The 13,582-nt window shown below is 72.1% G+C and carries 12 protein-coding genes; 4 read left to right on the top strand and 8 right to left on the bottom strand.

Annotated elements, in window-relative coordinates; translation table 11 throughout:
• Positions 1-68: 68 nt before the first annotated feature.
• Both ACGFNU_RS46100 and ACGFNU_RS46095 read right to left on the bottom strand, forming a co-directional pair.
• On the bottom strand, positions 69-3,935 hold the full coding sequence (locus ACGFNU_RS46100; RefSeq protein ID WP_392603048.1) for an AAA family ATPase: 3,867 nt from the start codon (positions 3,933-3,935) through the stop codon (positions 69-71).
• 249 nt (positions 3,936-4,184) lie between these two features.
• Positions 4,185-4,712, bottom strand: a complete 528-nt coding sequence (locus ACGFNU_RS46095) for a gamma carbonic anhydrase family protein (protein ID WP_392603047.1) — start codon at positions 4,710-4,712, stop codon at positions 4,185-4,187.
• Between the two features lie 232 nt (positions 4,713-4,944).
• Here ACGFNU_RS46095 and ACGFNU_RS46090 point away from each other — a divergent pair, with 232 nt between their 5' ends.
• Positions 4,945-5,991, top strand: a complete 1,047-nt coding sequence (locus tag ACGFNU_RS46090; RefSeq protein ID WP_392603046.1) for a DivIVA domain-containing protein — start codon at positions 4,945-4,947, stop codon at positions 5,989-5,991.
• A 106-nt stretch (positions 5,992-6,097) separates the two neighbouring features.
• Positions 6,098-6,661, top strand: coding sequence for a peptide deformylase (def, locus tag ACGFNU_RS46085; protein ID WP_392603045.1), 564 nt, complete (start codon positions 6,098-6,100; stop codon positions 6,659-6,661).
• A gap of 36 nt (positions 6,662-6,697) precedes the next feature.
• On the opposite strand, the gene arfB is transcribed toward def, so the two are convergent.
• From arfB to ACGFNU_RS46060, 5 genes are read right to left on the bottom strand one after another with little or no spacing between them, the layout of a single operon-like run.
• Positions 6,698-7,123, bottom strand: a complete 426-nt coding sequence (gene arfB / locus ACGFNU_RS46080; protein ID WP_392603044.1) for an alternative ribosome rescue aminoacyl-tRNA hydrolase ArfB — start codon at positions 7,121-7,123, stop codon at positions 6,698-6,700.
• Between the two features lie 43 nt (positions 7,124-7,166).
• Complete coding sequence (locus ACGFNU_RS46075; RefSeq protein ID WP_392603043.1) at positions 7,167-8,054, bottom strand: alpha/beta hydrolase; 888 nt, start codon at positions 8,052-8,054, stop codon at positions 7,167-7,169.
• Between the two features lie 38 nt (positions 8,055-8,092).
• On the bottom strand, positions 8,093-8,923 hold the full coding sequence (locus tag ACGFNU_RS46070; protein ID WP_392603041.1) for an NAD(P)H-binding protein: 831 nt from the start codon (positions 8,921-8,923) through the stop codon (positions 8,093-8,095).
• A 15-nt stretch (positions 8,924-8,938) separates the two neighbouring features.
• Positions 8,939-9,616 carry an SDR family oxidoreductase gene (locus ACGFNU_RS46065; RefSeq protein ID WP_392603039.1) on the bottom strand — a complete coding sequence of 226 codons (678 nt, stop codon included), beginning with the start codon at positions 9,614-9,616 and terminating at the stop codon, positions 8,939-8,941.
• Positions 9,613-10,071 carry a nuclear transport factor 2 family protein gene (locus ACGFNU_RS46060; RefSeq protein WP_392603037.1) on the bottom strand — a complete coding sequence of 153 codons (459 nt, stop codon included), beginning with the start codon at positions 10,069-10,071 and terminating at the stop codon, positions 9,613-9,615. The genes ACGFNU_RS46065 and ACGFNU_RS46060 overlap by 4 nt, the downstream gene beginning before the upstream one ends.
• Before the next feature lie 62 nt (positions 10,072-10,133).
• On the opposite strand from ACGFNU_RS46060, the gene ACGFNU_RS46055 reads away from it, so the two are divergent.
• The gene (locus ACGFNU_RS46055; RefSeq protein WP_392603035.1) at positions 10,134-11,120 is read left to right on the top strand and encodes a LysR family transcriptional regulator; all 987 of its coding nucleotides are present in this window, start codon (positions 10,134-10,136) and stop codon (positions 11,118-11,120) included.
• 26 nt (positions 11,121-11,146) lie between these two features.
• Positions 11,147-11,998, top strand: coding sequence for an oxygenase MpaB family protein (locus ACGFNU_RS46050; protein WP_392603034.1), 852 nt, complete (start codon positions 11,147-11,149; stop codon positions 11,996-11,998).
• Between the two features lie 187 nt (positions 11,999-12,185).
• Here the strand turns inward: ACGFNU_RS46050 and ACGFNU_RS46045 are convergent, their stop codons facing one another.
• Complete coding sequence (locus ACGFNU_RS46045; RefSeq protein ID WP_392603033.1) at positions 12,186-13,382, bottom strand: S1C family serine protease; 1,197 nt, start codon at positions 13,380-13,382, stop codon at positions 12,186-12,188.
• Between the last annotated feature and the right edge of the window lie 200 nt (positions 13,383-13,582).

Below are 13,582 nucleotides of genomic sequence, written 5' to 3'. Positions count from 1 at the left end.
ATCGGGAGGATGTCGGGACGATCGCACCAAAGGCCCTCAGCCGGGGCCACCGGCCCTGGTGGAAGCGGCTACCGGCCCTGGTGGAAGTCGCCCAGCATCTGTTCGAGGGCCGACTCGGGCAGGTCGCGCGCGGTGAGCCTGGCGACGGTGGCCGCGTTGACGTCCGCCCCGGCGAGCCGGGCGGCCTGGCGGGCGACGGTCTGCTCGAACAGCGCCCGGACGGTACGGGCGTAGCCGAACGCCGGGTCGTCGCGCAGCCGGGCGAAGCGGGCGAGCAGCTCGACCCGCAGCTCCTCGTCGAGCATGTACAGATCGCGCTCGGCATAGCTCTGGAACAGGTTGACCAGATCGCGGTCACCGATGCCCTCGAACTCCATGGTCCGCTCGAACTCGCCACGGAACGCGGGGTTGCCCGCCAGGAAACCCTCCATCTCGGCACCCGGGCTCGAACAGACGATCATGAACTTGCCCGGCCGGCCCCGCATGTGGCGCAGCAGCTCGCTCACCACCGCCGGGTTGCGGTCCAGCCGGTAGGCCTCCTGGATCAGCAGCACGCCGCCGAGCGCCTGGTCGATCATGCCGGCCACGCGTCCCTCGGTGTCGATCGGGTCGCGGCCCGCCAGGTGCACCGGCCGGCACGCCACCACATGGCCCGAGTCGAGCAGGCCCAGCGCCGCGTAGATCCCGCCGAGCAGGCCCGCGACCGTCGTCTTGCCGGTCCCGGGCGGGCCCGTGAAGATCAGGTGCAGGGACGAGCCGGGCGTCACCCCGTAGCGGGCCCGGTCGGCGGCCAGCTCCGCCTCCTCGACCAGCTCCCGGACGGCCGCCTTGACGTCGGTCAGCCCGATCAGCCCGTCCAGCTGCCGCAGGTAGCCGTCGATGTCGCCGGGCGGCCGCAGCGACGGCTCGATGCCCTCGGCGACGCCGGTGAGGTCGTCGGGGGTCAGCACGAGCCGGTCGCGCGAGGCGCCGGCCCGTTCGAGATGCCGCTGGCACGCCTGGTCGAGATAGGCCTCCACCAGGCGCGCGTTGACGAGATCGCCCGGACCGCGCAGCCGGCCGAGGTCCTCGCGGGCGACCTCGAGCGCCGCGTTGCCCAGCGTGACGCGGCGCTCGTCCGCCAGCAGGTGCAGCAGGGTCATGCGGTTGTCGAGCTCGGCGAGGTCGGGCATCCGGTAGACCCGGAACACCTCGACCAGCCGCGGATGGTCCTTGAGCAGCCGCTTGTACGTATGGGGCTCGCAGGTGGCGATCAGCACCGTCCCGGTGGCGGGGTGCCGCCGGACCCGCCGGACGGCCGCCGCGACCGCCACCGGGTCCATCGCCGAGGTGATCGCCACGTCGAGCCGTTCGAAGAGGACGGCCGCCGCGCCCTGCTGCTCCAGGATCCGCGTCACGCCCTCGACCGGCGCGTCCCGCACGTCCTCGGCGTCGGCGGCGCGGATCGCGCCGTCGCCGAGGCCGGCGTCCGCGGCCGTCAGGGCGATCATCCGGGCCAGCCTGCGCTGCCCGGTGTGCGGGGTGCCGACCAGCAGCACGCTCGGCACGGCGACGGCGTCGCCGGGCTGGCCGTCGACCCGGGTCGCCTCCATGGCCGCGCCGGCGGGGGCGTTCCACTCCTCGATCCGCTGCCGCACGGTGTCGAGGAGCTCACCGGCGTCCTGCGCCCCGGACACGAAGCTGATGCCGAACCGTTCGAGGGTCCGCCGGTCGCCGCGGTCGGCCGGCGGCGGGATCTCGTGAACCGGCCGTTCCGGAGACGGCGTGTCGTCGAGGAAGTCGAAGTCGCCGACCATGGTCTCGGACATGATCCGCGTGCCCGCTCCCCCGCCGCCCGCGCCGCCCGCGCCGGCGGGCGGCTGCCCGGCCTGCCGCGGCGCCGGGGGCTCGCCCGAGGCGTCCTGCTGGTCCAGGATCCGGGTGCGGGGTGGGGCGGCCGGGACGGACGGGCCCGCGTTCGGCGGCGCGGCCGGTTGCGGACCGGCCTGCCGGCCGGCCTTCGCCTGGCCGCCCTCGTCGAACCGCGTCGCGTAGGGATCGACAGGCGGTGACTGCGGTGTGGGGGTCGCCGGTTGCTCGACCTGCGTCACCGGCGCCTGCGGCGGCATCCGCTGTTCCGCCTGCTGCTGTTGAGCGGGCTGCTGCGGCGGCGGGGGCTGGGCCTGCGATGGAGCAGGGACCTGGGACGGGGCCGACGCCGTGCCGGGGCGCCGGAAGCCGAGCTCGGTGTACGGAGGAGCGATGTTCTCCGCGGAGCTCTTCTCCTCGGCAGGCTCGGGCGGTGCAGGCGGTGGGGCATAGCCGGCCTGGGCGCCCTGTCCGGCCTGTGCTGGCGGAACGGGCGGAACCGGCGACGCCTGCTGTGGGGCTTGGTAGCCGAGCTCGGTGTAGGGCGGCGCGAAGTTGCCTGCGTCCTGCTGACCCTCCGCCGGGGAGACCCCGCCCATCTGCGGGTCGGGCGACGCGAACGCCGCCTGCTGGCCGGGCTGCTGCGCGGGCGGCGGCGGCACGTGCGCGGGCGGGTGGAGGTTGGCGGGCGGGTGAAGGTTCGCGGGCGGCTGGACGAAGGGTTTGTCAGGGCCGCCGGGCATGCCCATGGCCTGCTGAGGGGTTCCCGGCTTGACGCCGGGCTGGCTCTGCGAGGTCAACGGGGAGGGCGGCGGGGCGAACGGCGGGACCGGCTGGGGCGTGCTGGTCGTCCCGGTCGCGACGGCGCGGGCCCGATCCGATCCGATGATCCCGGCGACGATCGCCGTCGGCACCGGGAAGCCGCGCGGCCTGGCGGGCATTCCGGCCAGCCGGCACCAGGCGAGGTCGACCTCGTACATCGACGCGAGCAGCCGGGAGGCCGCGTCGCCGCGTCCCACCGCCGAACGCAACGGCTCGGGCAGGCGCATGTCACCGGGCCACAGACGGCGCAGCGGATGCCCTGGCTGGCTCCGTACCGCCTGGACGGTGTAGCGGATCTCTGGGTCGAGCCACGGGACGATGCTGTCGGCCACGTCCTTGCGCACCACGTCCAGATCGGCGGCGACCAGTGCGGCCGCCACCAGCCGTGGCTCGATGTAGGCGGGGTCGGCGGGGTCGCCGACCAGCGACGCGACCACGTCGGCAAGGCTGTAGTAGGCGTGCCGGAAGTTGTCGCCGGGCGACGTCTCGTTCCGTAGCGCGGGCACGAGGTGCGGTGGGCAGCGCGTAAGCCACTGCTGGACGATCGCCTGGTCTCCGTACGGCAGTGCGTCGTAGTCGACCGTCGGGTTGCTGAGGGTGGCGCCGAGGATCTCCAGCAGCGCGTCGGCGCGCACCTGGAACCGCGGATCCTCACGCAGGACGCTCGCCACGGCCCACATCGTGCGCAGGACGACGACGGCCGCGTCGACCCGGCTCGCACGCAGCCGCTCGGCGTACAGCCCGACCAGCGCCTCCATCGGCGGCGGCGTGAGCCAGCGCGGGCCGTCCACATCTGGCAGCGGCTTGGCGCGGTACGGCTTCCAGAGGTCGAGCATCTGCGCGTCCAGCCGGGAGTCGAAGACCGGCGCGGCACCGCACCACAACATCACGCCCCAGGCCGCCACCACCGTGGACGGCGTCTCGGACGTGAAGAGCGACCACCAGTGCGGGTATTCGGCGGCGGGCAGGTTGGAGGCGGAGTCGACCGTCGACCGGACGCGGGCGGTCAGTTCGAGCGCGAAGCCCTGGTCGACGAACGGCAGGGCGCCGGGCGGCGCGTAGGAGAAGTCAGGGCCGGCCGGGACGACGTGCGGCGGCAGCGCCGGAACCTGGCCTCCGCCGTGCTGGGCGGGCCGGGCGGCCATCCGGACGCCGGGCGAACGCGGCGGCGGGCACAGGTACCACTGGCCGTCGGACGGGTGCAGCCGGTACCAGCGCGCCCATGCCCCGAAGAGCCACCACGTCCCGTCGGGGAGCATGAGCATGCGTCCCCCGATGGCGTGCTGGCGCTGTTGCGGAGGCGCCGACGCCCACCATCCGGCGGCCACCATCGCCTTCGTGTCACGCTCTGCCGCCGAGAACGGATCTTGCCCCGTCGGGGGGCTGGGCGGCGGAGCACTGCCATAGCCCGGTCCCCACACCACATGGTCATCGTAGTCAGCATCGGGACGGCGGCACTATTGGACGCCGCATCCTCACCGGATCCGGCCGGGCCGTACCGTTCCGGCGCGGGGCTACTTCCAGTCGGCGTCGCGATGGAGCCGCGACTTCTTCACGTACACGTCGGGGGTGTGCTCCAGGATCAGCCGGTCGTCGTCGGTGAGCTCGCGGACGACCTTGCCCGGCATCCCGGCCACCAGCACGCCGGAGGGGATCCGCTTCCCGGGCGGCACCAGGGCGCCCGCCGCGACCAGCGTCCCGGCGCCGATGCGCGCGCCGTTCAGCACGATCGCGCCGATGCCGATGAGCGAGCCGGTCTCGACGTGGGCGCCGTGCACCATGGCCTTGTGCCCCAGGCTGACGCGGTCCTCCAGGACGGCGGGCAGTCCCGGGTCGGCGTGCAGGCAGCACAGGTCCTGGATGTTGCACGCGTCCCCGACGACGATCTCCTCGTCCTCGCCGCGCAGCACCGAGCCGTACCAGACGCTGGTCTCGCGGCCGAGGGTCACCTTGCCCACGACGACGGCGCCGGGCGCGACCCATGCCTCCGGGTGGATGCGCGGAGCGTCGGTGCCGAGGGACCCGATATAGCTGCTGCTCATGCCGTCGATCTTAGGGCGCCGCGGCCGTGGGCGAAATTTCCTAAGATTGGACAACTTGCCGACCCTCCCCAGGTTAAGAAATGGCTGCGACAACCCACGTTCCGGTTGCGCGAATGGGGTGGACCGGACAAGAGTCAACCCTGACGTTTCCCATGTTGGCCTCCTGCGCCGTCTCCGACTCTCTCCGACTCTGACGGGGTGATCACCCCCCGCCAACGACCCCCAAGGCATCATGAACAACGAAGCTGAAATCCTGCCGAACCTCCTTCGCGAGGAATCCTTCGAGATCGTCATGCGCGGCTACAACCGCCGCCAGGTCGACGAGTTCATCGCCCGCAGCCAGAACCAGATCCGCGAGCTGGAGGCCCGGCTCGCCCGCGCGCTCGACGACGTCGAACGGACCCGCCGCGAGATGGCCGAGGTCCGCGAGGCGCGCAAGCCCACCGGCGACGACCTGAGCGACCGCCTCCGCCAGATCATCAACCTGGCCGAGGACGAGGCCAAGGACAAGATCGCCGAGGCGGAGGCCAAGGGCGGCCAGATCCGCAAGGAGGCCGAGAGCGAGTCCAAGCGGATCGTCGAGGAGGCCAGGGGGCACGCCGAGGAGGACCTCGCCCAGGCCAAGCAGAAGGCCGACCACGTGCTGGCGTCGGCCAAGAAGGAGTCCGACAGCGTGCTGACGGCCGCCAAGCAGGAGGCCGAGCAGACGGTGACCAGCGCCCGGCTGGAGGCCGAGCGCACGCTGACCGCGTCCGAGCGCCGGGCCAGCGTCATCAACGAGGGCGCGACGACGCGCCTGACCCAGCTCACCAAGAACCACACCCAGGCGCTGCAGCGGCTGACCGAGATCAGCGAGACGCTCAACCGCCTGCTCAAGAGCGAGAACGACGCCGGCCCGCTGGAGAAGATGGTCGAGGACGCGGTCAAGCAGCCGATCGCGCCCGCGCCGCAGCGCAAGCAGCCGATCCCCGCCGGGGTGCCGGCGGCTCCGGTCGCACAGCCGTCGGCGGCCAAGCCCGCACCGGTCGCGCCGGTCGCCCCGGTGACGCCCGCGCCGCCCGCCCCGGTCGCGGCGCCGACTCCCGCGATCAAGAAGCCGGACCCCGAGCTGACCGTGGCGGACACGCACGCTCCGCACGCCCCGCAGGTTCCGCAGCAGGCCAAGGCGCCCGCTCCGGCGCGCGACCAGGACGGGCCGCTGCCCGGCGGCCTCCCGCCGCAGTCCGGCCCCAAGCACCCCGGCCAGGGCCACGGCCCTCGTCCGACCGACGCCGGCTGAGACGTCCTCAGCGCGAGCCGGGACATCGGGCAAGGCATAACGGTGCCTCCGTCATGGGTTGCGATCCATGGCGGAGGCACCGTCGTCGTTGAATAGGATCTTTGTCATGGCCAGGGCACCCCAGGGACGTGACGGCAGGCGGCGCGACCGGCGGGCCGGCCGGGAGGGCACGATCCGCCCGATCCGGCGGCTGGGCGACCCGGTGCTGCGCACGGAGTGCGACCCGGTGCGGACGTTCGACACGGCGCTCGAACGGCTCGTGGACGACATGTTCGCGACGATGTACGAGGCGGACGGCGCGGGGCTCGCCGCCAACCAGATCGGCGTCTCGCAGCAGATCTTCGTCTACGACTGCGCGGACGACGAGGGCCGCCGCCACGTCGGTCACGTGGTCAACCCCGTGCTCGTCGCCGAGGACGGTGAGCTGCTCGTCGAGCAGGAAGGCTGCCTGTCGGTTCCGGGCCTGAATTTCGCCACGCCCCGCCACGCCCACGCGGTCGTCGAGGGCGTGGACGTGAAGGGGAAACCCGTCCGGATCGAAGGCACCGGCTACTTCGCCCGCTGCCTCCAGCACGAGTGCCATCACCTGCGCGGCGGCGTCTACATCGACGTGCTGTCCGGCGAGGCGCGCCGCGAGGCGATGCGCGCCATCCGAGCGTCCGAGTCCTGAGCCGCGGCGCCCACGCCGAGCCGTGAACCGCGACGCTTAGTCCCAGCGGCGGGAGCGGGCTCGCTTCACGTCCGAACGGCGTTTCTTGTTCTCCAGCCGGCGCTCGTTGATGCCGCGCGGGATCTTCTTCTTGATGCGCTTCTTGGGCGGCGGGGCGATGGCGTCGGCCATGACGGCCGCCAGCCTCTCGCGTGCCGCGTCCCGGTTGCGCGCCTGCGAGCGGTACTCCTCGGCGCGGATCGTCAGGACGCCGCGGACGAGCCGTCCCGACAGCCGTTCCAGCGCCCGCTGCTTGAGCGGATCGGGCAGCGACGGCGACTCGGCGACGTCGAACGACAGCTCCACGGCCGTCGACGTCTTGTTCACGTTCTGCCCGCCCGGCCCGGACGATCGGGAGAAACGCCAGCCGAGCTCGGTCTCCGGGATGGAGACCGAGCCTCGGACGTGGATCTCGGCGGGCATGTCTCGATTATCCCCACCAGGTGTGGATCATGTCGCCTGGTTTTCAGCCGAGCGTGCTCGTGAAGTGCGCGGCCGCGGCCTCGGCGGCCGTGGTCACGTTGGGCTCCTGGTCGTAGAAGTCGAACTGGCTGCCCGTCGTCCAGACGAAGTTCTTCGGCCCGGCCAGCCCGTCGTGGAAGCGGCGCGCCCCGTCCGGGATCGCCGCGTCCTCGCTGTGCACCAGGAGGACCGGCTGGCTGAGGCGCGGCGCGAGCGAGATCGAGTCGAACCTGAGCCATCCCGGCCAGGCCATCACGGCGAACCGGTTGGGCCACTCCGGAATGCCGCCCCGGTCCGGGTTGAGGTAGAAGTCGACCTCCATCGGCATCGCGGCGCGAGGATCGGTGCCACTGACCACCGGCACGTACTCGACCTCGCCGCTCGCCTCGTACTTCGCGCGGGCCGCCTCGGCCGCCTCGATACGTTCGGCCACCCCTTCCGCGCCGCCGTACGCGCCACGGCAGATCTCCGGGTCGTGCAACCACGGCGCTACCAGCGACACCGACTTGATGCGCGGGTCATCAACGGCGTTCGCACTCATGTACATCGCCGCCGCGCACACCCCGAGCGCGCCAAGCCGTTCACCGTCCACCGCGTCATGTGCTGCCAAGAACGTCACGGCGTTGTGGATGTCACGAATCTTCTGCTCGGGCGACTCGAAGTCACGCGGCTCCCCCTCTGACTCGCCATAGCCAGTGAAGTCGAACGAAAGCGCAGCGAACCCTCGGTCGGCCAGTTGCTCGGCGTACCGGTCGGCCATCTGCTCCTTGACGCTCGTCCACGTCCCCGCGACGACGATGCCGGGCGCGGGTCCGTCGCCGTCCGGCAGGAAGAGGTTGCCGGTCAAGGACACTCCGTCGCTGGCGAAGGTGACCTTCTGCTTCGACGTCATCGTTCTCTCCTCGTTAGTTGACGTACGCGTCGATGGGGTCAGCGGAAGTCGTCGGCGTGCGCGTTCGCCCACCGCGCGAAGGTGCGGGGCTCGCGGCCGGTGACCTCCAGGACGGTCGGGCGGACGATCGACTCGTCGAGCGTCCCCTTGACGTAGAAGTCGAAGAAGGCGTCCACGTACTCGACCGGCATGGAGGCGGTCATCTCGGCGCGGGCCTGCTCGTTCGTCAGCTCCACGGCGCGCAGGTCGCGGCCGAGCACCTCGGCCAGCACGGCGACCTGCTCGGCGGGCAGCATCGCCTCGGGGCCGGTCGGCCAGAGGATCTCGCCCTCGTACTCGTCGCTCAGCAGCGCGCGGGCGGCGACGGCGCCGAGGTCGAACGGGTCGATGCTCGCCGTGCGGACGGCCGGGAACGACACGCGCACCTCGTCGCCCGCCTGGAGCTGCGGCAGCCAGCGCAGGGCGTTCGCCATGAACGCGCTCGGCCGCAGGAACGTCCAGGGCAGTCCGGACGCCCGCACCGCCGTCTCGGACGCGGCCATGTAGCGGCTCACCGCGTTCGTCAGGTCCTCGTCTCCCGCCGAGCCGCCGGACAGCAGGACGACCTTCTCGGCACCGGCCTTCTTCGCTTCGTTCAGCAGTCCGGGCATGTCCTCGTAGCCGGGAAGCAGGAAGACGGCGCGCACTCCGGTGAGCGCGGGGGCGAGGCTCTCCGGCTTGTTGAGGTCACCGCCCACGGCCTCGACGCCCTCGGGCAATGTGGCGGAGTCGGGCCTGCGCGCCAGCGCGCGGGTCGGGGCTCCCGCGGCGGCGAGCGCCTTGACTACTTCCGAGCCGACGTTTCCGGTGGCTCCGGTTACCAAGATCATTTGATGGTCCTTTCGTCACCAGGGGAGGGGGCGGCCGTCGCGGAAGAATCCGCCGGTCGGGCCGCCGTCGGGAAGGGTCGCGGCCCAGACGATCCCGGCCGCGCCATCGGCGACCGGGCGGCCGCCGGGACCGCCCATGTCGGTCGCCACCCAGCCGGGGCAGATCGCGTTCACGAGGACGCCGTCGGCGCGCAGTTCGGCCGCTAGCATCCGGGTCAGGGCGTTCAGCCCCACCTTGGAGGCGTTGTACGCGGGCGTGCCGCCGCCCATGTTCGTGAGCGAGGCGGCCTCGCTGGACACGTTGACGATCCGCGGGTGCTCGCTGCGGCGCAGCAGCGGGAGCAGCGTCTGGATCAGTCGCCAGGGGCCGTAGAGGTTGGTCTCGGCCGCCTCGCGGACGACGTCCAGATCGGCTTCGACGGCCCGCTGCCACGTGTCGTAGGTGATGGCGGCGTTGTTGACCAGCACGTCCAGCCGTCCGTGGCGCTCGTCGATCTCGGCGGCCACGCCGGCCAGGTCGGCGGCGGTGACGTCGAGCCGCAGCGGGACGGTGCCCTGCCCCAGCTCGCGCGCCGTCTCCTCCGCCGCCTTGGCCGAACGGGCCGTCACCAGGACGGTGTGGCCTGCGGCGGCGAGCTGGCGGCTCACCTCCCGGCCGATGCCCCGGTTGGCGCCGGTGACGAGCGCGATCACTGCGATCCCGCCGCCGCGAGCGAGAGCAGGTCCTTGTTGCCGTCCGCCCAGGTCGCGGTCATGACGACGCCGCTGATCTTCCATCCGGAGCCGGCGCGGACGAGGTCGAAGCGGTAGGTGCCGCCCAGCGTCCACAGCGGCGCGCCGTGCGGGTTGGCCAGCCGGTGCGTCGCCTGGAACGAGGCGGTGCACACCGCGGTGTCGCCGTCGACGTCCACCAGCTGGTTGGTGATCAGGTGCTGGGTCGCGTCGAACGAGCCGAGCGTCGCCGACCATCCCGCCACGATCTGCGCGGGGGTGAGCTCGGCGGGCTCGCCCCCGTTCAGGCTCGTGTAGTCCAAGGTCACCGAGTCGGCGAAGACGCCGGCGAGCCGGTCCCACTCGCGCTGGTCGGCATGCCGGGCCATCCGGGTGCAGGTCTCGACGACGGAAAGTCGATCTTCAGCGGTGCTCATGGCAGCCATCTTCGGAGCGCCGGGCTTGGCAGGTCCAATACACGCTGTGATAGCTATCGGCTATGGATGCACATCTGCGCGATATGCGGTACTTCGTGGCCGTCGCCGAGGAGCTCAACTTCACCCGGGCGGCGGAGCGGTTGTTCATCTCCCAGCCGGCGCTCAGCAAGCAGATCAGGCAGTTAGAAGACCTCCTCCGGGTGAAGCTGTTCGACCGGGACCGGCGGGCCGTGACGCTGACGGCTCCCGGCCGGGCGCTGCTGCCGTCGGCCCGCGAGATCCTGCTGAAGTGGGACGAGGCGCAGCGCGCGGTGAGCGACGCCGCGGCGACCGACGCCGCCCGGCTCACGGTCGGCATCTCCACCAGCGTCGGCCGCGGCCTGCTGTCGACGATGCGTGCGCGCTTCGCCGAACGGCGGCCCACCTGGCGACTGGGGATGCGCCAGGTCAACTGGGACGACGCCACCGCGGGACTTGCCGAGGGGGACGTGGACGTCGCGTTCGTCTGGCTCCCCATCCCCAACCAGGAGACGTTCAAGGTGTGCGTCGTCGCGCGCGAGCCGCGCTGGGTGGCGTTTCCGGAAGGCCACTGGCTCGCCGGGCGCGAGGAGGTCGACTTCGCCGAGCTTCTGGACGAGCCGTTCCTGGCATTGCCGGAGAGCGCCGGGCCGCTCCGCGACTACTGGCTCGCCCTGGCCGAGCGCGATGGGAGGGAGGCGCGGATCGGCGGTGTCGTCACCAACGCCGACGAGACGTTCGCGGCCATCGAGAGCGGCACGGGCATCGTGCTGCTCGCGTCCGGCAACGCGGCGCTCTACCGTCGGCCGGGAGTGCACGCCATCCCGGTCACGGGCCTCTCGCCGAGCGAGCTGGCGCTCGCGTGGCGTCCTGACGACCATCGCAGTGTGATCCGCGACCTCGTCGAAGCGCTCCTGCACGAGCCACGCCCCGAGCCTCCGGAGCCACGACCGGAGCCACGACCGGAGCCACGACCGGAGCCACGTCCCGGATCACGCCCGGAGCCGCCGGCGGCGGAGCTGGCGCGGTAGCAAGTACTTACTTACAATGATCGTCCATGACCGACGGACTGTTCCGGGACGACGACCTCATCCGGGTCGTCACGCGCGAGGGCGCGCTGATCGCGGCGGGCGGGGCGGCCTCGCTCCTCCAGACCGCGCACCCCAAGGTCGCCCAGGGCGTGTACGACCACAGCTACACCGCCGAGAACCCGCTGCGGCGCCTCCAGAACACCATGGGCTGGCTCTACGCCGTGCAGTTCGGCACGCGCGACGAGGCCGAGCGGTTCAGCGCGCTCGTCCGCAAGGGACACGAGCAGATCACCGGCCCGGACTACGAGGCCAACGACCCCGAGCTGCAGGTGTGGGTCGCCGCGACGCTGTTCGCGGTGGCGGCGCAGTTCTACCAGGCGCTCTTCCGCCGCCGGTTCAGCGACCGGGAGCTGGCGGAGCTCTACGGGCAGACGAAGGTGTACGCGACGATCCTGGGCTGCCCCGAGGACCGCATGCCCGCCACGTACGCCGACTTCCGCGTCTACTACGCGGACATGGTCCAGAACCTGCGGATCACCGACGCCGCTCGGAAGATCGCCGATCAGGTGCTCCATCCGCGGCTGCCCACGGGAGTGCTCGGCGCGCCAGGGCTGGCGATGATCCGGCTGATCACGGCCGGGATGATGCCCGCGCCGATCCGCGAGCAGTACGGATGGACGTGGAACGCGCGGCGGGAGCTGCGGTTCCGGCTGCTCATGGGCGCGCTCGCGACCGTCTATCCGCGGCTGCCGTCGCGGGTGCGCACCCTGCCCCGCGAGTACTACCTCATGACCACCCGCCGGACGCTGGCCAAGCTCGCCGGGCAGCGGAACCCCGTCCTGACGGTCAGGAGCGGACACAAGGGTACGGCTGCGTGATCAAACCCCCCTCGGCGTGATCACGCAGCCGCGTTCTCCCCGTCGGGCGCCGGCTCCCGAGGACCCTTCCCCCTCATCCGGATCCGTACCGCCGCCACACTTGCCATCGGAGACCGCCGCCGACCGCCCGCTCCCCCCAGAGCCGTGTCCGGGCGACGGCCTCCGATGAGTCCCGCTCAGGGCCGCGTCACAACGTCGCGGCCTTGATGATCTTGTCGGCGGCCTTCTTCGCGTCGTTGACCGGGATCGCGAAGCCGACGCCGATGTTGCCCGAGCTGCTGCCGGACGTCGCGATCGCGGTGTTGACGCCGACCAGCTGCCCGGCGCCGTTGACCAGCGCGCCGCCCGAGTTGCCCGGGTTGATGGCCGCGTCGGTCTGGATGGCGTCCTTGATGACCGCGCTCTCCTGCTGGGTCAGCTGGCCGCGCAGGCCTGGCGGCAACTGCTGGTCGTCGTCCGAGCCCTCCTTGATCTCCCGGCCCAGCGCGCTGACGATGCCGGACGTCACCGACCCGTCGAGGCCGAGCGGGCTGCCGACCGCCAGCACCGGGTCGCCGACCGCGAGGGCGGAGCTGTCGCCGAGCGTGACGGGCTTCAGCCCGGAGACCCCCTGCGCCTTGATCACCGCGATGTCGCTGGACGAGTCGCGGCCGAGGACCTGCGCCGGAGCGGTCTTGCCATCGCTGAACTTCACCGACACCTGGTCGGCGCCCTGCACCACGTGGGCGTTGGTCATGATGACGCCGTCCGAACGCAGGACGACCCCGGAACCGGTGCCGGCGCCCATGTTCGACTGCGCGGTGATGGACACCACGCTCGGCTGCACGGCGGCCGCGACCTGCGCGGTGGAGCTCAGCTTCGTGGAGGCGCCCGACACCGCCGTGGGGCTCCCGTACACGGTCTCGTTGCCCGTGAGCGCCACCGCGCCGACCGCGCCGACGCCGCCGGCCCCGATCGCCAGCGCCATCACGGCGCCGGCCGCGGCGAGCTTGCGGCGCAACGTCCACCAACCTGGCGTGCCCATGGGCTGCCCCTGCGGGGACACCTGGCCTTGAGTGGGGAACGCCCCGCCGTGCGGCGGCTGCCCGCCGAAGCCTGCGCCATGCGGAGCCGCCTGCGGAGTTGCGTGCGGAGCTGACTGCGAGGCCGCTTGCGGGGCCGCCTGCGAAGACGGCTGGCCGTACGTGCCCGAGTGCTGGTAGGGGCCTGGCTGCGCGAAAGCCGCGGTGTGGCCTCCCCTGCCCTGGCCATACGCGTCCGCCGGGGCGGCCCAGACGCGCTGGTCGGTCGCGCCGGCCTGATCGTAGGCGGAGCCGTAACCGAAGCCCGTGCTTTGCGGCTCCTGCCGCCCATCCTGCTCGCCCATCGGCGTTTCGGTGCTCATCGGGACCCCCTGTCGTCCTGTCCACCAAGAGAATCGCCAACGGGTCTGCAACCACCCTGGACCCAACCTGAAAGTCCGCTGAACGCCTCGCGGGCAAGCGAAAGGCCGTGACCGGAAGATCGGTCACGGCCTTTCGGACGTTGGTCAGGGCGCACGCCCCGGGTCCCGTCGCGGTGTGCCGGGGGCGCCCTGTGCGTCCC

This window comes from Spirillospora sp. NPDC048911 (assembly GCF_043198015.1).
Taxonomy (GTDB): domain Bacteria; phylum Actinomycetota; class Actinomycetes; order Streptosporangiales; family Streptosporangiaceae; genus Spirillospora.
The sequence above is the reverse complement of the archived record's forward strand: the minus strand, read 5'-3'. Positions and strand labels throughout refer to the sequence as shown.